The organism is Modestobacter sp. DSM 44400 (genome assembly GCF_900107175.1).
Classification (GTDB): domain Bacteria; phylum Actinomycetota; class Actinomycetes; order Mycobacteriales; family Geodermatophilaceae; genus Modestobacter.
On the sequence record NZ_FNOZ01000028.1, the window covers coordinates 11,450 to 35,023 of the forward strand.

The 23,574-nt window shown below is 73.8% G+C and carries 26 protein-coding genes and 1 tRNA gene; 12 read left to right on the forward strand and 15 right to left on the reverse strand.

Features of this window, described 5'->3' with window-relative positions:
- The first annotated feature begins 23 nt into the window (after window positions 1-23).
- The 4 genes from BLW04_RS16365 to BLW04_RS16380 all read left to right on the forward strand — a co-directional run bounded on the left by BLW04_RS16365 (window position 24) and on the right by BLW04_RS16380 (window position 4,931).
- Window positions 24-893 carry an MBL fold metallo-hydrolase gene (locus BLW04_RS16365; RefSeq protein ID WP_254781686.1) on the forward strand — a complete coding sequence of 290 codons (870 nt, stop codon included), beginning with the start codon at window positions 24-26 and terminating at the stop codon, window positions 891-893.
- A complete protein-coding gene (locus BLW04_RS16370) occupies window positions 890-1,549 on the forward strand; it encodes a DedA family protein (protein ID WP_091543433.1) in 660 nt (219 codons plus the stop codon). Before BLW04_RS16365 ends, BLW04_RS16370 begins: the two co-directional genes overlap by 4 nt.
- Window positions 1,546-3,705, forward strand: a complete 2,160-nt coding sequence (locus tag BLW04_RS16375; protein WP_091543435.1) for a phage holin family protein — start codon at window positions 1,546-1,548, stop codon at window positions 3,703-3,705. The genes BLW04_RS16370 and BLW04_RS16375 overlap by 4 nt, the downstream gene beginning before the upstream one ends.
- A 215-nt stretch (window positions 3,706-3,920) precedes the next feature.
- Window positions 3,921-4,931 (forward strand): glucosyl-3-phosphoglycerate synthase, encoded by a 1,011-nt coding sequence (locus tag BLW04_RS16380; RefSeq protein ID WP_091543533.1) that lies wholly within the window; start codon window positions 3,921-3,923, stop codon window positions 4,929-4,931.
- 34 nt (window positions 4,932-4,965) lie between these two features.
- Here the strand turns inward: BLW04_RS16380 and BLW04_RS16385 are convergent, their stop codons facing one another.
- The 5 genes from BLW04_RS16385 to BLW04_RS16405 form a co-directional block, all read right to left on the reverse strand.
- Window positions 4,966-5,631 carry an HAD family hydrolase gene (locus tag BLW04_RS16385; protein WP_091543437.1) on the reverse strand — a complete coding sequence of 222 codons (666 nt, stop codon included), beginning with the start codon at window positions 5,629-5,631 and terminating at the stop codon, window positions 4,966-4,968.
- 77 nt (window positions 5,632-5,708) lie between these two features.
- A complete protein-coding gene (locus BLW04_RS16390) occupies window positions 5,709-6,815 on the reverse strand; it encodes an NDMA-dependent alcohol dehydrogenase (protein WP_175484095.1) in 1,107 nt (368 codons plus the stop codon).
- Window positions 6,816-7,061: 246 nt separating this feature from the next.
- Complete coding sequence (locus BLW04_RS16395) at window positions 7,062-7,691, reverse strand: TetR-like C-terminal domain-containing protein (protein WP_254781687.1); 630 nt, start codon at window positions 7,689-7,691, stop codon at window positions 7,062-7,064.
- A gap of 82 nt (window positions 7,692-7,773) precedes the next feature.
- Window positions 7,774-8,100, reverse strand: a complete 327-nt coding sequence (locus BLW04_RS16400) for a hypothetical protein (RefSeq protein ID WP_091543445.1) — start codon at window positions 8,098-8,100, stop codon at window positions 7,774-7,776.
- A 76-nt stretch (window positions 8,101-8,176) separates the two neighbouring features.
- Window positions 8,177-9,067 (reverse strand): 1,4-dihydroxy-2-naphthoyl-CoA synthase, encoded by an 891-nt coding sequence (locus tag BLW04_RS16405; RefSeq protein WP_091543448.1) that lies wholly within the window; start codon window positions 9,065-9,067, stop codon window positions 8,177-8,179.
- Window positions 9,068-9,351: 284 nt separating this feature from the next.
- On the opposite strand from BLW04_RS16405, the gene BLW04_RS16410 reads away from it, so the two are divergent.
- Window positions 9,352-10,209, forward strand: coding sequence for an endonuclease/exonuclease/phosphatase family protein (locus tag BLW04_RS16410; RefSeq protein WP_254781688.1), 858 nt, complete (start codon window positions 9,352-9,354; stop codon window positions 10,207-10,209).
- Here the strand turns inward: BLW04_RS16410 and BLW04_RS16415 are convergent.
- From BLW04_RS16415 to BLW04_RS16425, 3 genes are read right to left on the reverse strand one after another with little or no spacing between them, the layout of a single operon-like run.
- Window positions 10,202-10,672 (reverse strand): NUDIX domain-containing protein, encoded by a 471-nt coding sequence (locus BLW04_RS16415; protein ID WP_091543450.1) that lies wholly within the window; start codon window positions 10,670-10,672, stop codon window positions 10,202-10,204. The genes BLW04_RS16410 and BLW04_RS16415 overlap by 8 nt on opposite strands.
- A 48-nt stretch (window positions 10,673-10,720) precedes the next feature.
- A complete protein-coding gene (locus BLW04_RS16420; RefSeq protein WP_091543452.1) occupies window positions 10,721-11,218 on the reverse strand; it encodes a CoA-binding protein in 498 nt (165 codons plus the stop codon).
- Window positions 11,215-12,510 (reverse strand): O-acetylhomoserine aminocarboxypropyltransferase/cysteine synthase family protein, encoded by a 1,296-nt coding sequence (locus BLW04_RS16425; RefSeq protein ID WP_091543456.1) that lies wholly within the window; start codon window positions 12,508-12,510, stop codon window positions 11,215-11,217. The genes BLW04_RS16420 and BLW04_RS16425 overlap by 4 nt, the downstream gene beginning before the upstream one ends.
- Window positions 12,511-12,634: 124 nt before the next feature.
- On the opposite strand from BLW04_RS16425, the gene BLW04_RS16430 reads away from it, so the two are divergent.
- From BLW04_RS16430 to BLW04_RS16455, 6 genes are all read left to right on the forward strand, one after another.
- Window positions 12,635-12,988 (forward strand): VOC family protein, encoded by a 354-nt coding sequence (locus tag BLW04_RS16430; protein WP_254781689.1) that lies wholly within the window; start codon window positions 12,635-12,637, stop codon window positions 12,986-12,988.
- A 59-nt stretch (window positions 12,989-13,047) separates the two neighbouring features.
- A complete protein-coding gene (locus BLW04_RS16435) occupies window positions 13,048-13,350 on the forward strand; it encodes an NIPSNAP family protein (protein WP_091543460.1) in 303 nt (100 codons plus the stop codon).
- A 44-nt stretch (window positions 13,351-13,394) separates the two neighbouring features.
- The gene (locus BLW04_RS16440; protein WP_091543462.1) at window positions 13,395-14,264 is read left to right on the forward strand and encodes an amidohydrolase family protein; all 870 of its coding nucleotides are present in this window, start codon (window positions 13,395-13,397) and stop codon (window positions 14,262-14,264) included.
- Window positions 14,265-14,375: 111 nt separating this feature from the next.
- Window positions 14,376-14,846 carry a MaoC family dehydratase gene (locus tag BLW04_RS16445; RefSeq protein ID WP_091543465.1) on the forward strand — a complete coding sequence of 157 codons (471 nt, stop codon included), beginning with the start codon at window positions 14,376-14,378 and terminating at the stop codon, window positions 14,844-14,846.
- A 117-nt stretch (window positions 14,847-14,963) separates the two neighbouring features.
- Window positions 14,964-15,533, forward strand: coding sequence for an LOG family protein (locus tag BLW04_RS16450; protein ID WP_091543468.1), 570 nt, complete (start codon window positions 14,964-14,966; stop codon window positions 15,531-15,533).
- A 20-nt stretch (window positions 15,534-15,553) separates the two neighbouring features.
- A complete protein-coding gene (locus BLW04_RS16455) occupies window positions 15,554-16,669 on the forward strand; it encodes an NAD(P)/FAD-dependent oxidoreductase (protein WP_091543539.1) in 1,116 nt (371 codons plus the stop codon).
- Here BLW04_RS16455 and BLW04_RS29330 read toward each other — a convergent pair.
- From BLW04_RS29330 to BLW04_RS16475, 4 genes are all read right to left on the reverse strand, one after another.
- Window positions 16,576-17,688, reverse strand: a complete 1,113-nt coding sequence (locus BLW04_RS29330; RefSeq protein WP_305777662.1) for a GGDEF domain-containing protein — start codon at window positions 17,686-17,688, stop codon at window positions 16,576-16,578. The two genes, BLW04_RS16455 and BLW04_RS29330, sit on opposite strands and share 94 nt — an antisense overlap.
- Window positions 17,689-17,768: 80 nt before the next feature.
- A complete protein-coding gene (locus BLW04_RS16465; RefSeq protein ID WP_175484096.1) occupies window positions 17,769-18,521 on the reverse strand; it encodes a TSUP family transporter in 753 nt (250 codons plus the stop codon).
- 80 nt (window positions 18,522-18,601) lie between these two features.
- A tRNA-Ser gene (locus BLW04_RS16470) sits at window positions 18,602-18,689 on the reverse strand.
- A gap of 123 nt (window positions 18,690-18,812) precedes the next feature.
- A complete protein-coding gene (locus tag BLW04_RS16475) occupies window positions 18,813-19,067 on the reverse strand; it encodes a hypothetical protein (protein ID WP_091543474.1) in 255 nt (84 codons plus the stop codon).
- 290 nt (window positions 19,068-19,357) lie between these two features.
- Between BLW04_RS16475 and BLW04_RS16480 the strand changes: the two genes are divergently transcribed.
- Complete coding sequence (locus BLW04_RS16480; protein WP_091543476.1) at window positions 19,358-21,163, forward strand: helicase-related protein; 1,806 nt, start codon at window positions 19,358-19,360, stop codon at window positions 21,161-21,163.
- A 115-nt stretch (window positions 21,164-21,278) separates the two neighbouring features.
- On the opposite strand, the gene BLW04_RS16485 is transcribed toward BLW04_RS16480, so the two are convergent.
- From BLW04_RS16485 to BLW04_RS29705, 3 genes are all read right to left on the reverse strand, one after another.
- Window positions 21,279-22,814, reverse strand: a complete 1,536-nt coding sequence (locus BLW04_RS16485; protein WP_091543478.1) for an amidase — start codon at window positions 22,812-22,814, stop codon at window positions 21,279-21,281.
- A 65-nt stretch (window positions 22,815-22,879) separates the two neighbouring features.
- The gene (locus BLW04_RS16490) at window positions 22,880-23,215 is read right to left on the reverse strand and encodes a hypothetical protein (protein WP_175484092.1); all 336 of its coding nucleotides are present in this window, start codon (window positions 23,213-23,215) and stop codon (window positions 22,880-22,882) included.
- The gene (locus BLW04_RS29705; protein WP_371327798.1) at window positions 23,125-23,541 is read right to left on the reverse strand and encodes an alpha/beta fold hydrolase; all 417 of its coding nucleotides are present in this window, start codon (window positions 23,539-23,541) and stop codon (window positions 23,125-23,127) included. Before BLW04_RS29705 ends, BLW04_RS16490 begins: the two co-directional genes overlap by 91 nt.
- Window positions 23,542-23,574: the final 33 nt, after the last annotated feature.

A 23,574-nucleotide genomic window follows, 5' to 3' on the forward strand; every position in this document is an offset into this window, starting at 1 on the left:
TGCCCAGCGCCGATACTGGCCGGGTGACCAACCCGTCGGAGGAACCCACCGAAGGTGGTCCGGTTCCCCGATGGAGGTGCGAGCTGCACTTCCTCGGCCACTCGACCGTCCGCGTCGAGTTGGCCGGCCGGACGGTGCTGACCGACCCGCTGCTCACCCGGGGGCTCGGGCCGCTGCGCCGCGTCGTCGCGCCGCCGGAGCCGGCCAGCTGGGCCGGCGTCGACCTGGTCGTGGTCTCGCACCTGCACAACGACCACCTGCACCTGCCCTCGCTGCGCCGGCTGGGCCGCCGCATCCCGATCGTCGTCCCCCGCGGCGCGGGCGGGTGGCTCCGCCGGCACGGCTTCTCCGCCGTCGAGGAGCTCGCGCCCGGGGAGAGCCTCACCGACGGCGCGCTCACCGTGACGGCCACCCCGGCCGTGCACAGTGGGCATCGGTGGGGTCCGCGTTTCACCCACGGCCCGCAGGCTCCGGCCGTCGGGCACCTGCTCAGCGGCGAGGGCACGTCGGTCTACCTTGCCGGCGACACCGACCTGTTCCACGGGATGGTCTCACTCGGCCCCGTGGACGTCGCCGTGCTGCCGGTCTGGGGGTGGGGAACCTCGCTGGGGCCCGGGCACCTCGACCCGCTCCGCGCCGCCGAGGCCGTCGCGCTGCTGCGGCCGCGGGTCGTCGTCCCGGTGCACTGGGGCACGCTGGCCGTCGGTGGGCTGACCACCCTGCCCACGCCGTGGCGGGCCCGGATGCGCGCGCTGCTCACCGAGCCGCCGCGCACCTTCGCCGCCGCGGTGGCCGCCGGCCGGTCCGGCGCCGCGGTGGCACTGACCGCGCCCGGCGAACGGGTGCAGCTGCCGGCCGTCGAGCGCCCGACGGACCCGGTGGGGACGACGTGACGGTCGACGCGCTCGCCCTCTCCTGGACCGACGGCAGCTCGCTCGGCTATCCCGTGCTCTTCGGCGGCGTCCTGCTCGGCTCGGTCGTCCCCGTGGTGCCCACCGGCGCCGTCGTCGGCGCGGCCGCCGCGGTCGCCACCACCACCGACCACCTGTCGCTCCCGCTGGTCGTGCTGGTGGCCGCGCTGGGAGCCTTCGTCGGGGACATGGTCACCTTCAGCGTCTCCCGCTTCGGCGGGCCGGCCGCCGTCCGGTGGGTCGCCCGTGGGCAGCACGCCGAGCGGATCGACGAGGTGCGCGGGCAGTTCCGCCGGCACGGCTGGCAGATCATCGTCACCGGCCGGCTGCTGCCCGCCGGCCGCATCCCGGTGCTGCTCGCCGCCGGGGCACTCGCCTACCCGTGGCGCCGGCTGCTGCCCGCCTCCCTCGCCGCCGGCCTGGTGTGGGCGGTGGCCTACGCGCTGCTCGGCGTGGTCAGCGGCGGCATCTTCGACTCCCCGCTGCTGGCCACGCTGATCGCCACGGTGCTGGTGCTGCTGGTGGGCGTCGTCCTGAACCTGGTGTCCGCGCACCGCCGGCGCTCCGCCGCTCCTGCGGTGCCCCCGCTTTCGGCGCCGAAAGCGGATCCGTCGCCGGCGGAGTGTGAGCGGCCGTGAACGAGGTCGTCTCCGGCGGCCGGGTGCTGCGCAGCGGCCGGACGCTCGCCCGGCTGCTGCTCACCTGGTCCGTGGCCACGCTGGCCCTGCACCTGCTCGACAGCTGGCTGTCCGGCTTCGCCATGCGCTCGTGGTGGCAGCCCCCGGTGGCGGCGCTGCTGCTGGGCGTGCTGACCGCGGTGGTCTGGCCGCTGGTCATCCGGGTCGCGCTGCCGATCACCTTCTTCACCCTCGGGCTGGGCGGGTTCCTGCTCATGGGCGCCGGGGTGCTCGCCGTCTTCTACGCCATCCCCGGCGTGCAGGTGCACAGCTTCCGGACCTCCGTCGTCGTGGCGGTGGCGATGGCCGGCGTCGCCGCGGTGATCAGCAGCGTGCTGGCCGTCAACGAGGACGAGCTGTTCTTCCGCCGGGCCCGCCGCCGCGCGCCGGGCACCGACGTCGCCGACTGCCCGCCGGGGGTGCTGTTCCTGCAGATCGACGGCCTGGGCCACTCGGTCGCCCAGCGCGCGGTCCGCGACGGCTCGATGCCCACCCTGGCCGCCTGGCTGCGCGCCGACAGCCACGCGCTGACCGCCTGGCACACCGACTGGAGCTCCCAGACCGGGGCCAGCCAGAGCGGCATCCTGCAGGGCAGCAACCACGACGTGCCGGGCTTCCGCTGGTACGAGAAGGACCGCGACAAGGTCGTCACCGTCTCCTCCCCCGAGGACGCCGCCGAGGTCGAACGCCGGCACTCCGACGGCCGCGGACTGCTCGCCGGCGACGGCGCGGGGCGCGGCAACCTGTTCACCGGCGACGCCCCGCACGTGTCGCTGACCATGAGCTCGCTGGCGGTCGTCGTCGCGCGCGGATCACGCCGCGAGCGCCGCGGCCGCGACCGGATCGGCGCCGGCTACTACGCCTACTTCGCCAACCCGGTCAACGCGCTGCGCACCCTCGGCGCCTCGCTGGCCGACATCTACCGGGAGCTGACCGCCGCGGCCCGGCAGCGGCGGGCCGACGTCCGACCGCGGGTCAACCGAGGGGGCCTGTACCCGCTGGCCCGTCCGGGCACCACGGTGATCGTCCGGGACATCGTGGTCAACGCGATCCTCGAGGACATGCTGGCCGGGCGTCCGGTCGTCTACGCCGACTTCGTCGGCTACGACGAGGTCGCGCACCACTCCGGCATCGAGCGGTTCGACACCCTCGGGGTGCTGCGCAGCATCGACCAGCAGATCGGCCGGCTCGCGCGGGCCACCCAGCTGGCGCCGCGCCGCTACCACCTGGTGTGCCTGTCCGACCACGGGCAGACCCAGGGCGAGGCGTTCACCGCCCGGTTCGGGGAATCCTTTCCGCAGCTGGTCGGCCGGCTGTGCGGCGCCCCGGGAACAGCGCCGTCCCGGCGTGGGCTGTTCGGCCGGCGACACGCGGCCGACCGCGACAGCCGCCGTCCCGCCGAGGGCTGGCAGGTGACCTCGGCGCTGGCCGAGGCCACCTCCCGCGGTGGGCTGATCGCCCGCCGGCTGCGCGACCGGGTCGAGCGCCCGGAAATCCCCTCCCCCGCCACCCCGGCCGGGGACCACGGTCAGGCCGCTCGGGTCGCGCCCGGCGTGGTGGCCACAGTCTCGGGCCACATGGCCACGATCTCCTTCGCCGACCTGCCCGGCCGGGTGCCGCTGGAGACGATCGAGCGCCACTGGCCGGACCTGCTGCCCACGCTGGTCGACCACGCCGGCGTCGGGTTCCTGCTGGTGCAGTCCGCGGAGGTCGGCCCGGTCGTGCTCGGCCGCGACGGGCTGCACCGGCTGGAGTCCGGCGTGGTCATCGGCGAGGACCCGCTGACGCCCTACGGTGAGCACGCCGCGGCCCTGGTCGCCCGGTACTCGTCGTTCCCGCACTGCGCCGACGTCGTCGTCAACAGCCGGTACGACCCGGCGACCGACGAGGCCTCCCCCTTCGAGCCGCACGTGGGCTCGCACGGTGGGCTCGGCGGGCCGCAGCAGCACGGGTTCCTGCTGTATCCGCGGTCCTTCGCCGCCCCGGGGGAGATCGTCGGCGCCGAACACCTGCACCGGGTGCTGCGCGGCTGGCTCACCGACCTGGGCCACCCCGAGCCGGTGGGCGACGTCCCGACCGACAGCACCGTCGACGTACCGGTGTCGGCCACGGCCTGACGCCCGTGCCCCACGGCGGGCCGGTCCGCATTGCACGCTCGACTGCCGCGTTGGACGGGCTGCACCACCTGCAACGCCGCCGAAAGGCGTGCAACGGAGCGGGCAGCGGCGGACTGGCCACTTCGGCCGCCGGGCAGGCCCCCGGGACGTGACGTTTCTGTGAACGGCATCACGCACGCGTGCGCCGCCGGCACCTGGTGCCCGACAGTGGGCACATGCGACCTGACGCCCGCGCCTGGTTCGAGCACCGCACCACGTCGGCCACCTCCCTCACCGAGCTGGACGTCGACGCCCTGCTGCTGGCCAAACGCCGCGGCGGGCACCGCATCAGCGTCGTGCTCCCGGCCCGCGACGAGGAGACGACCGTCGGCGTCCTGGTCGCCGACCTGGTCCACCGCTGGATGGCCGACGTTCCGCTCGTCGACGAGCTGCTCGTCGTGGACTCCGACTCCACCGACGACACCGCGGCCGTCGCCCGCGCCGCCGGCGCCGAGGTGGTGGCCGCCGCCGACGTGCTTCCCTCCCGCGGCAGCCGGCCCGGCAAGGGCGACGCGCTCTGGAAGTCGCTGGCCGCGACCAGCGGCGACCTGGTCGTGTTTCTGGACGCCGACCTGCTCGGCGACGTCAGCCACTACGTCCCGGGGCTGCTCACCCCGCTGCTGAGCGATCCGCGGGTCGACTACGTCAAGGGCTGCTACACCCGGCCGCTCACGCTCGACGGCGAGCACCGTCCGGCCGGCGGAGGCCGGGTCACCGAGCTCACCGCCCGCCCACTGCTCAACGCGCTGTGGCCGGAGCTGGCCGGGTTCGTCCAGCCGCTGGGCGGCGAGTACGCCGGACGGCGGACGGCGCTGGAGCAGGTGCCCTTCGTCTCCGGCTACGGCGTGGAGGTCGGGCTGCTGGTCGACCTGCTGCACGAGTGCGGCCTGAGCGGGCTGGCCCAGGTCGACCTGGGCACCCGCCGGCACTCCCACCAGACCGACGAGGCCCTGGGGAGGATGGCCGGCCAGATCGTGTCGACCGTGCTTGCCCGCGCCGGGCGGGGCCGGCCGGGGCTGCGCCGTCTGGAGCCCGGCGGGTTGCTCACCCAGTTCGCTCACGACGGCACCGGCTTCGTGCCGACCAGCACCCCGGTCGCGGTCGACGAGCGGCCGCCGCTGTGCACCGTCGCCGAGTACACCTCGCTGCGGGCCGGGGTCGTCGGCCGATCCGTCGGAGAACGCTGAGGCCGGTGGTGAACCACCGCCGACCCCGTGCTCCTCAGGCGAGGGCAGTCTCGTCCAGCGCCGCGGCGAGGTCACCCGGTGTGTCGTAGAGCGCCACCGCACCGGCCCCGGTCAGCTCGTCGTCCCCGAAGCCGCCGGACCGGACGACGATCGCCGGCATCCCGGCGCTCTTCGCCGCCTCCACGTCCCACACCGAGTCCCCGACCAGCACGCTGTCGGCGTCGGCCGGGGCGCCCAACTTCTGCAGCGCCACCTGCAGGAGGTCCGGGGCCGGCTTGGTCGCCTCGGCGTCCTCGGCGGAGGTCACGGCGTCGGCGATGTCCCGGGCGTCGAGCAGGTCCAGGGCGACCTCGACGTGCCGCGGCTGGCCGGAGCTGGCCAGCACCAGCCGGTGGCCACGTTCCTTGATGGCCAGCAGCAGGTCGCGGGCGCCGGGCAGCGCGGCGACCTCACCGATCAGTGCGTCCACCTCCTTGCCCTGCCGCTCGCGCGCCTCCTCGCCGATCCGGTCCTCCAGATCCTGGCCGCCCAGGGCGATGACCAGCTGGTCGCCGCCCATCCCGATCAGCCGGTGGATGCGCCAGATGGGGAACGTCTCCCCCAGGGAGCGCAACGCCCGGTACCAGCCAAGCGCGTGCTGGTAGTTCGAGTCGACGAGGGTGCCGTCGACGTCCAGGACGGCGATCGTGGGTTCTGCCATGACTCGGAGCTGCCCAGTCGAGCCCGCGATCACCCGCACCTGAGGGGCCAATATGGCCATTTTGGCCCCTCAGGGAATCAGCTCCGGTGCTGCAGGACCCCGCGGATGATCGTGCCGTCGCGCTGGTCCTGGTAGCCCTGGTTGACCTCATCGAGCGAGTACCGCTTGGTGATCAGCTCCTCGAGCTTAAGCTTGCCCTCCTCGTAGAGGCGGAGCAGCCGCGGGATGTCGCGGTAGGCGTTGCACATCCCGTAGAGGGCGCCCTGGATCTTCTGCTCGTAGAGGGTGGTGATGTTGGCCGGCAGGGCCAGCGTCATCTCCATCATCTCGTCGGCCAGGCCGGTGAGCACCATGGAGCCGCCCTTGCCCAGGCAGCTGTACGCCCCGCCGATGATGTCGGTGCTGGTGACGCCGCTGGTGACGATGACGACGTCGGCACCGGTGCCGCGGGACAGCTGCTTGGCCAGCCCGGCGGCCTCCTGCGTGCTGGCGACGGCGTGCGTCGCGCCCAGCGTCTGGGCGAACTCGCGGCGGAAGGCCACCGGGTCGACGGCTATGACGTGCTGAGCGCCGACGCTGGCCGCGCCCTGGACGGCGTTGCAACCCACCCCGCCCGTGCCGACCACCACGACGACGTCGCCCGGGCGGACCGGGCCCGCGTTGACCGCCGAGCCCCAGCCGGTGGGCACGCTGCAGGCCAGCAGGGCCGCGACGTCCAACGGGTAGTGGTCCTCGATCTTCACGCAGGAGAACTCGGACAGCACCGAGTGCTCGGCGAAGGCGCCGACCATGCAGAACCCGCCCAGCTCCTCGCCGTCCAGCCGGAACGGCCAGTCGCCGCCGGGGAGCTGACCGGTGCCGATCGTGGCGCCCAGGTCGCACAGGTTGGACCGGCCCGAGGCGCACCAGCGGCAGTGCCCGCAGGCGGGGAGGAACGAGGTAACGACGTGGTCACCGGGCTTGACCGTGGTCACGCCGGCACCGACGGCCTCGACGACACCCGCACCCTCGTGGCCGCCGACGATCGGGTACCGCTGGCTGGCGAAGCGCAGGTGCTCGTCGGAGTGGCACAGCCCGGCGTACGCCATCGCGACCTGCACCTGGCCGGGTCCCGGCTCCTGCAGGTCGAGGTCCACGACCTCCCAGTCGCCGGGGCCGCGCAGCACTGCGCCTCGTGTCTTCACGTCGTCCTCCGTGGCTCGGTCTCGCATCGGTGTGCCACGCCGCGGGGGCCCCGCCGGCGCGGGCACCCCTTCTCACTACCCGACTCTCCCGGCGGCCGCGCAGCCGCCCCCACCCGGCCCCCGCCGCCACGACCGCGTTGGCGCGGGTGCGGCCTCCGTGCCGACACCCCTGCCGACATCGACGGCTCCCGCCCCGCCGCACGGGATGCACTCGCCGCCCGGCCCGACCACGTCGGTCCCTGGCCGTCAGCGCCGGTGGGTCACCGGGTCGGCGTCGGTGATCGGCAGCAGGACATCGGCCACCAGCTGGTCGACCTGGATCGCGGACACCGGGGCGTCCTCGAACGCCGTGTAGCGCTGCCACCACAACGCCTGCAGCACCGAGCCGAGCAGCGCGACGCGTTGGTGGGACAGCTCCCGGCCGCGGGCGGCCTCCCGTCCGGCGAGCTCGCGGACGGCGCCGGCCAGCGGGCGCACCAGCGCCTCCTCCAGCCCGGCGCGCAGCTCCTCGTCGTGCCGGGCGGCGCCCACCAGGCTCGCGGCGGCGCGCTCCGCGCGCTCCAGCGGCCGGGTCCAGGGCTCGAGCAGAGCGGCCAGGTCCGCGCGCAGCGAGCCGTGGTCCTCCGGAGTGCGCACCAGGCTGGTGCAGCTCAGCGCGTGCCGCGCCAACGCGGCCATGGTGGGCCAGCGGCGGTAGATGCCCGCCTTGCCTGCGCGGGCGCGGGCGGCGATGCGGTCGCTGTTCAGCCGCCCCCAGCCCTCGTCGGCCAGGATGTCGACGGCGACGGACACCAGTTGGTCGGACAACTCGGCGGACAGTGGCCGGCCGGGTGGTCGGGTCGCAGCGCTGCGCTCGGTCTGGCCGGGGGTCGTCACCGTGCAATCGTGCCCAACGGACCTGTTGATGACAACCGGCTACCGCACGGGAAGGTGCTGGGGAACGTGGCCCGCGGCACACTCAGCCGCTGGCGGCACTCTCCACGTGGGCCTGCAGGCTGGCACCGTCGTCCCCGACCCACCCCTTGCCGCGGGCGGACTCGACCATGTCGTCGAACCGGCCGGCCCACTCGGCGGCCTGCGGCCCGGCGGCCGCCTTCAGCGCCGCGATGTCGAGGAACCCGGTGTCCGCGTCGGCCAGCCGGCCCAGCCCGGCATCACGCAGCGCCTGATCGGCCTCCTCCTCGGTCAGCGCACCGACGGCCAGCTGCAGGTGCGCCAGGTCCTCGACGTCCGAGACCCGCACCTCCGGCGCCGCCCCGGCACCACCCACCACCTCGACGATCATGCTGTCCTCCTCTGTCCTGTCGGCCCCCGTGCCGGGTCCCGCCGCGAGCCTGCGAGCGGTGGGGGGCGCGGGGGTCCTATACGTGCCAGGGGAAGCGGGAGAAGTCCGGGTCGCGCTTCTCCAGAAAGGAATCCCGGCCCTCCACCGCCTCTTCGGCCATGTAGGCCAGCCGGGTGGTCTCCCCGGCGAACAGCTGCTGACCGACCAGCCCGTCGTCGATCAGGTTGAAGGAGTACTTGAGCATCCGCTGGGCGGTCGGGCTCTTGGCCACGATCCGCCGTCCCCAGTCCAGCGCGGTGGCCTCGAGCTCGGCGTGCGGGACCACCCGGTTCACCATGCCCATGGCCTGCGCGTCGGCGGCGGAGTACTCCTCGCCGAGGAAGAAGATCTCCCGGGCGAACTTCTGCCCCACCTGGCGGGCGAGGTAGGCCGAGCCGAAGCCGCCGTCGAAGCTGCCCACGTCGGCGTCGGTCTGCTTGAACCGGGCGTGCTCGGCGCTGGCCAGGGTCAGGTCGGAGACGACGTGCAGGCTGTGCCCGCCGCCGGCGGCCCACCCGGGGACGACGCAGATGACCACCTTGGGCATGAAGCGGATCAGCCGCTGCACCTCCAGGATGTGCAGCCGCCCGCTCACACCGGCGCCGGCCTCGTAGCCGTACCTGCCGCGGACCCGCTGGTCACCGCCGGAGCAGAAGGCCCAGCCGCCGTCCTTCTCGCTGGGGCCGTTGCCCGTCAACAGCACGCAGCCGACGTCGGTGGACAGCCGGGCGTGCTCGAAGACGGCGAGCAGCTGGTCGACCGTCTGCGGGCGGAAGGCGTTGCGCACCTCCGGCCGGTCCAGCGCGATGCGGACGACGCCGGCGTCCACCGCGCGGTGGTAGGTCAGGTCGGTGAGCTGCTCGAAGCCCTCGACCTCCGCCCAGGCAGCAGCGTCGAAGATCTCCGAGACGTCCGCCCGTGCGCTCACGGAAGGGAACCTAGCGGGCCACCGATCCCGTCGCCGCCCAGCCAATGTCGAGCGGCGGGTGCCCAGCGTGCGCGCCGTCGGGTCGAGGTGGCGCGGCAATGGCCCACGCTGCGCGCCAGCTGTACCGCGAGCGGCAGTTCACCGGGATTCCCACATCACCGTCTGGACCATCTCCGCGGCACTCGCAGGCGGGTACGGCCTGTACCGGTTCTTCGCCGAACGTCGGTGAGCGACCGGTCTCGATGTTTCGTCCGCCGCCGAGGTCGAATTCGCGCTCTCATGACGTGGTCGAGACCGATACCGTCGGGTCGATGCGGGTCGGGACGCTCAACCTCGCCTCCGGGCGGGACGGCACGGGCCGCTCGGTGGACGCTGCGGCGCTGCGGGCCGCGCTGGCCGACGTGGACGTCGACGTCCTCGCCGTCCAGGAGATCGACGTCGGCCAGCCCCGTTCGCACGGCCTGTCCCAGCCGGCCGAGGTGGCCGCTGCGCTGGGCGCCGGCGACTGGCGGTTCGCCGCGACCGTCGACGGCACCCCCGACCCGTTCCGCAGCTGGCAGCCGGTCGATCCGCCGGTGCTCACCGGTCCGGACGACGCCGCCGGCGCCGGCCCTCGCTACGGCATCGCGCTGTTCTCCCGCCGGCCGGTGCGCCGCTGGTCGGTGCAGGCGCTGGGCACCGGGCGGGCACGGCTGCCGGTCCGGGCCCCCGACCCGCGAACGGGCCGCGCCCGGTGGTGGTGGTTTCCGGACGAGCCGCGGCTGGCGGTGGCCGCCGAGCTGGACGGGTGCACCGTCGTCGGCACGCATCTGTCCTTCGCCCCGCACACCGCCGTCCGACAGCTGCTGCGGCTGCGGCGCTGGGCACGGGAGCTGCCCGGACCGGTGCTGCTGACCGGCGACCTCAACCTCGCCGGACCGGTGCCCGAGCGGGTGACCGGCGCGACCCGGCTGGTCTCCGGGCCGACCTATCCCGGCAGCAACCCCCGCCTGCAGTACGACCACGTGCTGACGTTCGGGCCCATGACGGCGACCGCGCCGGACGTCCGGGTGCTGCCGGTCGGCGACCACCGGCTGGTCACCGTCACCGTCGCACTCCCTGAGCGGCCAAAGTGGCCACTTTGGCCGGACGCGGTCAGGTGAGGAGGGGCGCCAGTGTCAGTAGGCTGGCGGCGAAGCCCGGGTGCAGCGGGACGTCGGCCAGCGCGGACAGCGGGAACCAGCCGGCCGCGATGCTCTCCGGGTTCAGCGCGAGTTCCCCGGCGTCCAGCAGCCCGGACGGCGCGGCCAGCACCGTGGTGTAGCTCCAGCCGCCGTGGTCATCGATCGACTCCGCCCCCAGGATGACATCGTCCCGGGTCAGGCCCAGCTCCTCGCCCGCTTCGCGCAGCGCGCCGTCCGCCGCCGCCTCCGCCGGGTGCAGGGCGCCGCCGGGGGTGCCCCAGGTGCCGCCGTGGTGCGACCACTCCACCCGCAGCTGCAGCAGGACCTCGACGCCGTCCGGGGCGGGGCGGTGCAGCAGGAGGCCGGCGGCGCCGGCCAGCCCCCAGTGCCGGTGACCGAGGGCGCACGTCGTCCACCCGTCGGTCGCCGCGCGCTGAGGCAAAGGATCCTTTCCATGCGGTCGGGGCCGCAATACCGGGTGGAGAGCTTCCTATGCCTGGGTGGTGGGCAGGCCGCGGGTGCGGCGCGAGCTGATCACCCCGGTGTCGAAGCCGGCCCAGTGCAGACCCCCGGCGAAGCGGGCGTGCTCGATCTTCAGGCAGCGGTCCATCACGACGTCGAGACCGGCGGCCTCGGCGCGGACGGCGACGTCCTCGTCCCACAGCCCCAGCTGCAGCCACAGGGTGGGGGCGCCGGCGGCGAGGGTCTCGTCCAGCACCGCGGGCAGGTCGGCGGGCTTGCGGAAGACGTCGACGACGTCGGGGACGCCCGGCAGGTCGGCCAGCGACGGGTAGACCGGCCGGCCGAGGATCTCGGTGGCCCGCGGGTTCACGAACCAGATCTCGTACGGCGTGGTCGACAGCAGGTAGGTGGCGACGAAGAAGCTGGCCCGGGCCGGGTTGTCCGAGGCGCCGACGACGGCCACCGTCCTCGTCCGGCCGAGGATCTGCTGCCGTTCCCGGGCGCCGGGCCCCTGCCACGTCCTCACGCCTGCTCCTTCGTCGCTGCGGTCAGTGCCTGGTCCAGGTCCCACAGGATGTCCTCGACGTCCTCGAGCCCGACCGAGATGCGGATCAGGTCCGCCGACACCCCGCCGGTCTCCAGCTGCTCGACCGACAACTGCCCGTGGGTGGTCGAGCCGGGGTGGATGACCAGCGTGCGGGCGTCGCCGATGTTGGCCAGGTGGCTGCACAGCTCGACGTTCTCGATGAACCGCCGGCCGGCGTCCCGGCCGCCGACGACCCCGAAGCTGAAGACGGCGCCCGGGCCCTCGGGCAGGTACCGCTGCGCCCGGTCGTGGTCGGGTTGGCCCGGTAGGCCGGAGTAGCGCACCCAGGCCACCCGGTCGTCGGCGTCCAGCCACTCGGCGACCCGGCGGGCATTGGCCACGTGCTCGCGCATCCGCTGCGGCAACGTCTCCACCCCCTGCAGCAGCAGGAAGGCGCTGAGTGGGGAGAGAGCGGCGCCGATGTCGCGCAGCTGCTCCGACCGCAGCTTGGTCAGGAAGCCGTACTCACCGAAGTTGTCCCACCAGCGGATGCCGCCGTAGGAGTCGCTCGGTTCGGTCATCGTCGGGAAGTGGCCGTTGCCCCAGTCGAACGTGCCCGAGTCGACGACCACGCCGCCGAGGGTCGTGCCGTGGCCGCCGATGAACTTGGTCGCCGAGTGGATCACCACGTCCGCGCCGTGCTCGATCGGCCGGCACAGGTACGGCGTGGCGGTGGTGGCGTCGACCACCAGCGGGACGCCGGCCGCGTGCGCGACCTCGGCCAGCCCGGCCAGGTCGGCGACCTCGCTGCCGGGATTGGCGACCACCTCGGCGAAGACCAGCTTCGTGCGATCGGTGATGGCCGCGGCGTAGTCGGCCGGGTCGCCACCCCGGACGAAGGTCGTCTGCACGCCGAAGCGGCCCAGCGTCACGCTCAGCTGGGTGATCGTGCCGCCGTAGAGGGACGCCGAGGAGACGATGTGGTCACCGGCGCCGGCCAGCGCGGCGAAGGTCAGGAACTGCGCGGCCTGCCCGGACGACGTGGCGACCGCGCCCAGCCCACCCTCCAGTGAGGCGATCCGCTCCTCGAAGGCGGCCACCGTGGGGTTGGCGATCCGGGTGTAGACGTTGCCGTACTTCTGCAGCGCGAAAAGGTTGGCGGCGTCGTCGGCGGATTCGAACACGAACGACGTCGTCTGGTAGATCGGCACCGCCCGGGCGCCGGTCGTCGGGTCGGGCGCGCCACCGGCGTGCAGTGCGCGGGTGCGGAAGCCCCAGGTCCGGTCGGCCACGTGCCGTCCTCTCGTGCTGTCGGGTGCGTACAGCCCCGAGTCTGCCCTCTCGGCGGCGTGATTGCCCGGGGCCCCGGCTGGGCACGGGCCGTGCGCAGCGCAATCGAGGCAGAGGAGCGGCGACGTGGCCAGCGGAGTGGCGAGTGTGTGGGTCCCGGTCGACGACATGGACCGGGCGCGGGCGTTCTACCGGGACACCCTGGGCCTCAGCGAGCAGAAGGCGACCGGGGACTGGAGCGAGTTCGACGCCAACGGGCTGATGATCGGGCTGAACGCGCGGAAGGGGACGGGGCACTCGCACGGCGGCGCAGTGATCACCTTCCAGCCCGACGGGAACATCGAGGCCGAGGTCGAGGAGCTGAAGGGCAAGGGCGTGGAGTTCGCCGGCGGCATCAGCGACCACCCGTGGGGCCGGATCGCGCCGTTCCAGGACTCCGAGGGCAACGACCTGCAGTTCTACGCGCCGCCGTCGTCCTGACCTGGGAAGCGGGGATCCCGCACGGCGCGCCCGGGATCCCGCCGGGGCAGGATGGCGGCGTGACCACCGTGCAGCTGCGCCGCTACCAGGTCGAGCCGGGCCGGATGGCCGACTTCCTGGCCTGGTTCCCGGCCCTGCGTCCCGTCCGGGAGCAGTACGGCTTCCGGCTGCTGTTCGCCTACGCCGATGAGGCCGCCGACACCTTCACCTGGGCCGTCGAGCACGACGGCGACGAGGCCGAGTTCCGTGCGGTCGAGGCCACCTACACCGCCTCCCCCGAGCGGGCGCAGGTCTTCGAGACCTTCCCGGCGTGCATCAGCAGCATGGAACTCGGCTTCGTCCGGGACGTGCTCGCCGGCTGAACCAGGACCAGTACCCGGCCGACGCAGCGGACGAAGGAGTTCCCGTGGACCTCCACTCACTGGTCGCCATCGATATCCACGTGCACGTGGAGGCCGACCTGCACGGCCACCTGTCGATGGACGACGAACTGCTCGAGGCCGCGGCCGCCTACTTCAAGGCCGAGCCGCACCACCCGACCGTGCCGGAGATCGCCGCGCACTACCGCGCCCAGCAGATGGCCGCGGTCGTGTTCACCGTCGACGCGGAGATGGCCACCGGGCACCCGACGCTGTCCAACGAGGAGATCGCCGAGGCCGCGGCGCAACACCCCGACGTGCTCATCCCGTTCGGCTCGATCGACCCGGCCCGTGGGGTGTCCGGCATTCGCGCGGCCCGTCGGCTGGTCGAGGAGCACGGCGTCCGCGGGTTCAAGTTCCACCCGTCGATCCAGGCCTTCGAGCCCAATGACCGCCGGCACTACCCGCTGTGGGCGGAGCTGGAGAGCCTCGGCGTCCCGGCGCTCTTCCACACCGGCCAGACCGGCATCGGCTCGGGGCTGCCCGGCGGACGCGGCATCAAGCTGCGCTACTCCGACCCGATGCTGCTCGACGACGTCGCCGCCGACTTCCCGGGCCTGACGGTCATCATGGCGCACCCCTCGGTGCCCTGGCAGGACGCCGCGATCTCGGTCGCCCAGCACAAGGCCAACGTCTACATCGACCTGTCCGGCTGGTCGCCGAAGTACTTCCCGCCACAGCTCGTCCGGGCGGCGAACACGCTGCTCAGGACCAAGGTGCTGTTCGGCTCGGACTACCCGCTGCTCACGCCCGAGCGGTGGGTCGCCGACTTCGCCAAGCTCGAGATCCGCGACGAGGTCCGGCCGCTGATCATGAAGGACAACGCCGTCCGGGCGCTGGGGCTCGCCGGTTCCTGATGCGGCACCGGTTCCCGGCCGCTGCGCCGCCGGCGCACTGCCCATGTCGGCCACTGGCAAGATCCGGAAGACGGACCTGCGCGCTCAGTACGCACCGACGGAGGAGAACCTATGACCGCACCGAAGCGGACGACGGCCACCATCGCTGAACTGCCCGGCCTGAAGGGCACCGAACTCGGTACCAGCGACTGGTTCGAGGTGACCCAGGACCGGGTCAACACCTTCGCCGATGCCACCGATGACCACCAGTGGATCCACGTCGACGTGGATCGCGCCAAGGCCGAGAGCCCCTTCGGCGGCCCGATCGGGCACGGCTACCTGACCCTGTCGCTGGTGGTGCCCATGTACTCCCAGGTGCTCAGCGTCAGCGACGCGAAGATGGGCGTGAACTACGGCCTGAACAAGGTCCGGTTCCCCTCACCGGTGCCGGTCGGCTCGAAGATCCGGCTCACCGCCACGCTCAAGGACGTCGAGGAGGTCGCCGGCGGCCTGCAGCTGACGATCGCCACGGTGATCGAGCGCGAGGGCGGCGAGAAGCCGGTCTGCATCGCCGAGTTGCTCTTCCGCACCTACGGCGGCTGACGCCCTCCTGAGGCAAAGGATCCTTTCCACCCGGTATTCGGGCGGAAAGTGGGTGGAAGGGATCCTTTGCCTCTCCCCCCGCGAGGCGCGCTGCCCGGGCTCCCTAAGGTCGGCGCCGTGCGCATCGCCGTCTTCACCGGGTCCCAGGCCGGCCCGCCGGCCCACCAGCAGGCCGCGGCCACCTTCGCCGCGGACCTCGCCCGGGCCGGCGCCGGCGTCGTCTACGGCGGCGGCCACGTCGGCCTGATGGGCGTCGTCGCCGACGCGGCGCTGGCCGCCGGCGGCGAGGTCGTCGGCGTCATACCCCAGCACCTGGTGGACGACGAGCTGGCCCACCCAGGCCTGCCCCGCCTCGAGGTCGTCGCCGACATGCACGAGCGCAAGGCTCGGATGGCCGAGCTCTCCGACGCCTTCGTCGCGCTGCCTGGCGCCGCCGGCACCCTGGAGGAGCTGTTCGAGGCCTGGACCTGGGGGATGCTCGGGCTGCACGCCAAGCCCACGCTGCTGCTGGACGTCGACGGCTTCTGGCAGCCGCTGCTCGCCCAACTGCGGCGGATGGTCGACGACGGCTACCTCGACGCCCGCCGGCTGGACGCGCTCGGCGTGGTGCACAGCGCCGAGGAGCTGCTTGCCTTCGTCGCCGGCTACGAGCACCCGGCCCGGAAGTGGACCCAGCCCGCCCGCTGAACCCGCCTACCGTGACGCCCGTGGAGCACGCCGATGTCGTCGTGGTCGGTGGCGGCCCGGCCGGTGCGGCGTGCGCCGCCGCTGTCCGCCGCTCCTCCCCGGCCAGCAGCGTGCTGGTGCTGGACCGTTCGGACTTCCCCCGGGACAAGGTCTGCGGCGACGGCATCGCCCCCGAAGCACTCGACGTGCTGGCCGGGCTGGGCCTCGACACCGCGGCCCTGACCGCCGGCTTCCCCGCCGTGCCACGACTGCGGCTGTCCTCCCCCGGCGGGACGACGGTCGAGCGGGCCATGCACCGCCCCGCCGTCGTGATGCCCCGCGCGGTGCTGGACGGTCGGCTGCTGGACCAGGTCCTCGGCCGCGGCGTGCGGTTCCGGCGGCACACCGTGCGGCGGGTCACCGTGCGCCCCACGCACGTGGACGTGGATGGCCGCTTCACCGCCGGCGTGCTGGTGGGGGCCGACGGCGCAGAGTCCGTCGTCCGCCGGGCACTCGGGCTGGGCGTCAACGCACCCGACCGGCTGGCCGTGGCGATCCGCGGCTACGCCCCCGAGCTGCCGGGCCAGGACGGCGTCCAGGTCATCGCCACCACTCCACTGCGCTGGCCGGCCTACGCCTGGTCCTTCCCGCTCGGCGACGGCCGGGCCAACGTCGGCTACGGCGAGCTGGTCGCCGGCGGCGTGACCCGGGCAGAGCTGGTCGAGGGGCTGCACCGGTTGCTGCCCGGCGTCGAGCCGAGCGGGCTGCGCGCGCACCGGTTGCCGCTGTCGACCGGCCGGCCGCGGCTGCCCGACGGACGGGTGCTGCTCGCCGGTGATGCGCAGTCGCTGATCAACCCGCTGACCGGGGAAGGCATCTTCTACGCGGTGCTGTCCGGGGCGTTGGCCGGCGCGGCGGCCGCGCACGGCTCGCGGGCCGGCGCGGTACACCGGCGGCTGCTGCGCCGCCGGCTCGGGGCGCACCTGCGCGCGTCGGGGACGGCATCCCGGCTGAGCCGGTGGCCGGCGGTGATGGACGCCGCCGTCCGGGCGGCTGCGGCCGATCAGCGGGTGTTCGACGATGTCGTCGCGCTGGGGCTGGCCGACGGGCGGCTGACCGCGCGCACGCTGGTCGGCGCTGCGCGCCGGCTGCGCTGACCTCCGCCGGCCGCGACCGCGACCCGGTCGCGCCCACCGCGCTTGGCGGCGTAGAGCGCGGCGTCCGCCGCGGCGTACAGCTCCTCGAGTCCGGTGGCGTGCGCCGGGGCGTGGGCGACGCCGAGGCTGACCGACATGGCCAGCAGGGTGCCGTCGGGCAGCTGGAGCGGGGTGCCGCGCACGGCCTGCCGGACCTCCCCGGCCCGGCGGACGGCGACGTCGGACGACCACTCCGGCAGCAGGACGGCGAGCTCGTCGCCGCGCATCCGGCTGAGCACCCCGTCGCCGGTGCGCACGACCGAGCGCAGCACCGAGGTGACGTGGACCAGGGCCTCGTCGCCGATCGGGTGGCCGTACTGGTCGTTGATGGACTTGAAGGAGTCGACGTCGACGAGCAGCAGGGCGGCGCCCTGGGCGCCGGCCGGCCGGTTGATCGCGCGGTCCAGGGCGGCGTCCAGGACCCGGCGATTCACCAGGCCGGTCAGCGAGTCGACCGCGGCCTGGTGTTGCAGCAGGGCGATGAGGCGCCTCTGCTCGTCGGCGGCCCGGACCAGCATCACGGCGATCACCACCAGCACGGTGCCGGAGAGGGCGAAGTCGGTGAGCGTCGCGGCGAAGGGCAGCAGGAGCCCCAGCACAACGGCGTCGGTCACGACCGACAGGGCGAGCACCAGGAAGACGGCGCCCCGGCGCAGGTGGGCGGCGGCCCACAGCACCGGGAAGGAGAGGAACGCCTGGGCGGCAGCGGACGGGTCCTGGGTGACCACGTTCATGACGTCGACCAGGACGACGCCGCCGAGGGCCAGCGAGCAGAGCATCGGTGCGGTCGAGCCGGGCGGGACGAAGGCGAAGACCGCGGCCGGACCAAACAGCAGGAGGACGCTGAACCAGGTCGCCGCACGAGTGGTGGCGCTGGCCGAGTTGGGGCCGAAGGTGGTGAAGGCGGCCGGGACGACGGCGCACACCAGGATGATCGGGACAGCCGTGCGGGCGACCGCCTGGGGATGGCGGCCCCTCATCGTCCTCGCCGTTCTGAGATCGACATCCCGCGGTCGTGCTGTGCGCAACTGGGCTTCCGGCGACCCCATTGGGTGGGGCGTCACGACCCGGCGACGGAGGTGGCGACGGTGATCAGCCCGGTGACCATGACCAGGCCCAGGGTCAGCCGGCGGAAGAGGGCGACGGGCAACCGGGAGCCGTAGGTCAGGCCCACCGCGTTCCCCACCAGGGCGCCGGGCAGCCAGCACGCCAGCAGCACTCCGACCCGACTCAGCGACAGCCCACCACCCAGGCCGATCAGGACCAGGGCCAGCGCGTTGCAGAAGATGAAGTACACCGCCAGGTCCGCGACGAACTCCCGGGGCTCCGCGTTCTGCCGCGCGAGCAGGATCACCGGCGGCGGGCCGTTCAGCGAGGTCGTGATGCCGAGGAAGCCGCCCAGCATCCCGGCTGCGCCGGAGGACAGCGGGGACACCCTCTCGGGCAGGTCCGCGCGAGGAGCCGGGGGGCGGAACATCAGGTAGGCGGCCGCGGCGACCGCCACACCCCCGGCGGCGGCCTTCAGCCCGTCGCCGCCGATCACGTCGCGGGTGAGAAAGCCGAGGAGCAGTCCGGGAAGGGATCCGAGTACCAGGTAGGTGGACCGACGCCGATTGACCGAGTGGTGCAGCCGCACCGCGGCCGCCAGGCGCGTCACCAGACCGATGACCAGGTTGATGACGACGACGTCGGCCAGCCCGAACCCTGCGAGCAGCAGCAGCGGGGCGCAGACGAGGGAGAACCCGAAGCCGGTGACCCCGCCGAGGAAGCTCGCACCGAGAACGACGACAGCACCGGCGACCAACAGCGTCACGTCCACACGAGATCCACCCTCCACCGACGACGTCACCGGGAGCGCGGTGGACGGCGGATGCCGCCACGGTCACGAGCGAGCGGAGGGCGTGGGATTCGAACCCACGAGGAGCTGTGAACCCCTAGCGGTTTTCAAGACCGCCGCCATCGGCCACTAGGCGAGCCCTCCTGGCGCTGCGAGGGTAACGCGCACCCCACGACGGGCTCCGACCCCGGCCCGCAGGTGCGGATCGGGGCCGGAGCCGGTCAGTGCTGGTGGTGCTCAGTGCCGACGGTGCTGGCGGTGCTGGTGTCAGCTGGCGCGGCGCCGGGAGGCGACGAGCAGGCCGGCACCGGCCAGGAGGGCCAGCGCGCCGGCACCGATGAACGGCAGCGGGGTGAAGCCGGTGTACGCCAGGCCGGCGGCGGTCACGACCGCGGTGCCGCCGGAGACGGGCACCTCGGTCACCAGGTAGCGCGGGTCGCCATTCACGTCGACGCCGGCTGCAACGAGGTGGTGGGTGCCGTTGGCCAGAGCCGCCTGCCGATGCAGGGAGCACCTGACCACTCACCCCATGCCCAGCGACGCGCCACCGGGCCCATGGTGCACCGCGTTATCAGATCGCGATGTGTTTACATGTGTCCAGTTAGTCGGCGGGATTGGCCAGTTGATGAAGCCAGTCCAGATCCGCAATCACTCAACCAGGGACAACTACTGCTCAATTGGCCGCACAGCTGGTCAGTGCTCACAACCGGGCATGATCGTGGCTGCACCGGCGTTTCCCCTGTGATGGTCCGCGGCGAGAGCTGCGTGGACCTCCCCCGACCCGCACCCCGAGCCAAGGACACTGCCTGCCTGTGACCGTCCCCCCGCCGTCCCCGGACCGCCGCCGCGAGCGCAGCGCCGCACGCGAGTCCGCAGCTCGCGATGCCGACCGCGCCGACGCGCGCGACGAGAAGCGCGCCCAGCAGATCTGGGTCGACGGCGCCGCCCCCTCCCTGCCGGTGCGCGCCTCCCGCCCCGAGGAGGTCGTCTTCCACCTCGGACCCACGAACTCCGGCAAGACGTATGACTCCCTGCTCGCCCTGGCCCGCACCGGTTCCGGCGTCTACGCCGCCCCGCTTCGGCAGCTGGCGCACGAGGCGTACGCCCGGCTGTCCGAGCAGCTCCCGCCCGGCACGGTCGGCCTCTCGACCGGCGAGGAGGAGATCGACCCGATGGCGCCCATCGTGTGCTGCACGGTGGAGAAGGCCCCCATGCGCGGCGAGATGCTCGTCCTGGACGAGTCGCACTGGGTCGCCGACCCCGACCGCGGCCACCACTGGGCCCGCCTGCTGCTCACCAGCGACTACCGGGAGATGCACCTCATCTCCGCCGCCGAGGCCTACCTGCTGCTCAAGCCGCTGGTCGCCGACGCAAAGCACGTCACCGTCGTCAACCACAAGCGGCTGTCCCGCCTCGACGTGCTGCGCGCCCCGGTGCGCCCAGACGCGGTGCGGCCACAGACGCTCGTCGTCGCCTTCTCCCGCAAGGCCGTCTACGCCGTGGCCGCGGAGCTGGACCAGCACCGGCCCGGCAAGGTCGGCGTCCTCTACGGCGCGCTGCCGCCGGCCACCCGACGCGAGGTCATCGAGCGCTTCACCAGCGGCGAGCTGGAGGTGCTGGTCACCACCGACGTGATCGGGCACGGGATCAACGTGCCGGCGACCACCGTGCTGTTCGCCGAGACGACGAAGTTCGACGGCACCGAGCTGCGTCCGCTGCGCACCTGGGAGACCGCCCAGATCGCCGGCCGTGCCGGTCGCTACGGGCTCACCGGGCACGGCCAGGTCGGCATCCTCATCGGCGTCACCGGGCTCAAGCCGTCGTCCGGGCTGCTGATGGCCGGCGCCGAGGTGGCCCGCGGGGACGCGGTGAGCGACCTGCCCAAGCGCGCGCCCCGGCTGCGGCCGGAGCTCGCCGACCTGGGCGCCCACGAGGCGGTCGACCTGCCGGAGGCGCTCACCCGCTGGGCGGCCTGGGCCCGCGCCGCCACCCGGGACGAGGCGATGACCGCCGATGACGTCACCACCCTGGTGATGCGCGTGCAGGCGCTGCTCCCGCTGCTGCGCGGCCCGCTCGGTGCCGCCGGCGACCTCGACACGGTCTGGCGCCTGGTCAACCTGGCCATCGACTACAACCCGCCGCGGCGCACCCGCTGGCTGGTGCTGGCCCGCGCCGCGCTGGAGCACGCCATCGGCCTGCCCGTTCCGCCGGAGACCGTGCTGCCCGACGTCCCGGTCGACGGCACCGTCGAGGAGTTCGAGCAGGCCGCGGCCGCCGCCCGCGACGCGCAGACGCTGCTCCGGCAGTTCCCCGGCGTCGGCGGGCTGACCAGCGACGACGCCGCCTGGCTCGAGGAGGAGTGCGCGGAGTCGATCACCGAGCTGCTCCCCGGCGCCATCGCCCTGCAGCGCTCGGGCACCTGCTCCGACTGCGGGAGGGCGATCGCCCCGTGGTTCACCACCTGCAAGCCGTGCAGCTTCGGCGGTCCGGGCCGCGGCGCGCCCCGCGCGGGCACCGGCGGCCGGGACGGTGGGCGCGACCACGGGCGGAACAGCCGGCCCGGCGCGCGGTCCGGCTCCCGCCAGGGACGCCGGCCCAGCCGCAGCGGCCGCGGGTGATCGCCCACCCGCCGCAGGGTGCGGGGACGCCGCCCCCTCGTTGACCATCGGCGGGTGGCTGCTCGACACGCCGTCGGGAGCAGCCACTCGCCGATGATCACGGGAGATCAGCGAGTCAGCCGGCCGGCGGGGCCGGGAAGCCGCCCACCAGCTGCTCGAACGCGTCCGCGACCCGCAGGCAGGTCGCGTCGGCGAACCGCTTCCCGACCAGCATCATCCCGACCGGGAGTCCCTGCGAGAGCCCGGCCGGGACGCTGGTCGCCGGGTGGCCGCTGACGTCGAACGGCGCGGTATTCACGATCATCTCCAGCGCCCGGGCGACCCGGACCTCGAGCGGGTCGTCCGCAGTAGGAATCGGCGGGGCGACCATGGGCACGGTCGGCATCACCAGCAGGTCCACGTCGGCCAGCGCCGCGTCGTAGTGGGCCCGCACCTCGACGGCGAGGTTGCGCGCCATCGCGTAGTGCCGGGTCTGCTCCTGCTGCGCCGACCAGCGACCGGCCAGCGCCACCAAAGTCACCGTCGGGGACCACTGGTCGGCGACCTGCCGGCTCTGCCGCCCGTAGTACTCGACCAGCTCGGGGTCGTAGAGCCCCTCCCAGTTGTGCCCGTAGCCGTTGCCCTCGACCATCTGCACCGCGGCGCCGTCGGTGGCGATCACGTTCCACACGTGTAGGGCGTGCCGGTGCCAGGGCAGGTCGACGTCGACCACCTCGATGCTCAGCTCCCCCAGCCGGGCGGCGGCCGCGCGCACCGTGTCGTCGACGCCGGGCTCGGACAGCCCCTCCCAGCCGAAGCCCTGACCGACCACGCCCACCCGCAGCCCGGCGACGTCCCCGCCGAGCGCGGCCGCGTACTGCCCGGGCACCAGGTCGGCCGGCTGCCGCGGGTCCAACCCGTCCCGACCGGCCAGCACGTCCAGGGCGAGCGCCGCGTCGGCGACCGTGCGGGTGATCGGGCCGAGGTGGTCGATGGTCACCTCGATCGGGAAGGCACCGGTGTAGGGCACCAGGCCGTGCGTCGGCTTGTGCCCGACGATGCCGCAGAACGCCGCCGGCATCCGGATCGATCCGCCCTGGTCTCCGCCCAGGCCGAGGTCCACCTCCCCGGCCGCGACCAGGGCAGCGCTGCCGCTGGAGCTCCCGCCGGTGGTCCGGCTGGGATCCCAGGGATTGCGCACCGGTCCGGTCGCCGAGGTGTGACTGCCGCCGGAGAAGCACAGGTCCTCGCACACCGACTTGCCGGTGATCGTCGCGCCGGCGGCCAGCAGCCGGCTGACGACGGTGGCGTCCCGGCTGGGCACGAAGCCCTCGAGGGTGCGCGAGCCGTTCATCATCGGGACGCCGGCCACCGCGGTGTTGTCCTTGACCGCCACCGTCCGCCCGGCGAGCGGGCCCTCCGCTGCGCCGGCGATCTCGGTGCGCACGTACCAGGCGCCCAGCGGGTTGTCCGAGTCGTCGGGCCGTTGCCCCGACCGCCCTGCCGGCGCCTGCGGCGCGATGTCGGCGTAGAGCTCCTCGACCGCGTCGTAGGAGCTCAGCGCGCCGTCCAGCAGCGCCGTGTACGTCGCCACGTCGGCCTCGCTCGGGTGCATTCCGTAGCTGTCGGCGAGCGCGGCGACGTCCTCGATGTCCGGGCGGCGTACGGCCATGGCGATCTCCTACGGGACGGCGGGCTCCGCAGGGCCCGGCGCGGGCGTGCCTGGGTGCCCGCAAGCTAGCGGGGACCGGCCCCGCCCGCCACCGCCTCGAAGAACTTCCGCGGCACCGGGGACGGCTGCGGCGACGGCCGCCGCTGACCGGGCGGCCCACGGGGGGCTGGCCCGCCGGCCAGCACCAGCGTGGGGACGGCGATGCGTGCCAGCCGCTCGACCGGCACCACCCCGCCGTTGGTCAGGGTGAGGTCGTAGACCAGCGTCGGGGCCAGCTCGCACATCCGTGGCCAGCCCGCGCCGGTCCGCATCATCGCCACCACCTGGTCGGGTGTCCCGATGCCGGTGAGGAACGCGACCGCGGCGCCGTCCCGGTCCCCCGCCTCGATCCGCGCTCGCACCCGCTCCAGCAGGCCGTCCGACCCACCACCCGCGTCGTCCTCGGCGGTGTAGGCGGTTCGTATGCCACCAGCGCCCGCGTCGGGACGCCGGCGGCCGCGGCCTCCAGGGCGATGACCGCACCGGAGGGGTGGCCGTACACGTACGGCGTCCCCCCGGTGGCGGCGATGACGGCGGCCAGATCCTCGACCTGACGCTCCGGCGCGCGCCGAGCGGTGTTCCCGCTCGCGCCGCGGCCGCGGCGGTCGTACTCGTACACGGTGAACGCATCGGCGAGCAGCGCGGCCAGGTCCGCGGTGGTGATCCGGTCGCAGAACGCCCCCACCACCAGCGCCGGGCCGTGCCGGTGACCTGGTAGGCG

Coding starts and splice junctions, on each gene's coding strand:
- BLW04_RS16380 (WP_091543533.1), top strand. CDS start 3,921: ATGCGACCTGACGCCCGCGCCTGGTTCGAGCACCGCACCACGTCGGCC.
- BLW04_RS16445 (WP_091543465.1), top strand. CDS start 14,376: ATGACCGCACCGAAGCGGACGACGGCCACCATCGCTGAACTGCCCGGC.
- BLW04_RS16385 (WP_091543437.1), bottom strand. CDS start 5,631: ATGGCAGAACCCACGATCGCCGTCCTGGACGTCGACGGCACCCTCGTC.
- BLW04_RS16485 (WP_091543478.1), bottom strand. CDS start 22,814: ATGGCCGTACGCCGCCCGGACATCGAGGACGTCGCCGCGCTCGCCGAC.
- BLW04_RS16400 (WP_091543445.1), bottom strand. CDS start 8,100: ATGATCGTCGAGGTGGTGGGTGGTGCCGGGGCGGCGCCGGAGGTGCGG.
- BLW04_RS29330 (WP_305777662.1), bottom strand. CDS start 17,688: ATGAGGGGCCGCCATCCCCAGGCGGTCGCCCGCACGGCTGTCCCGATC.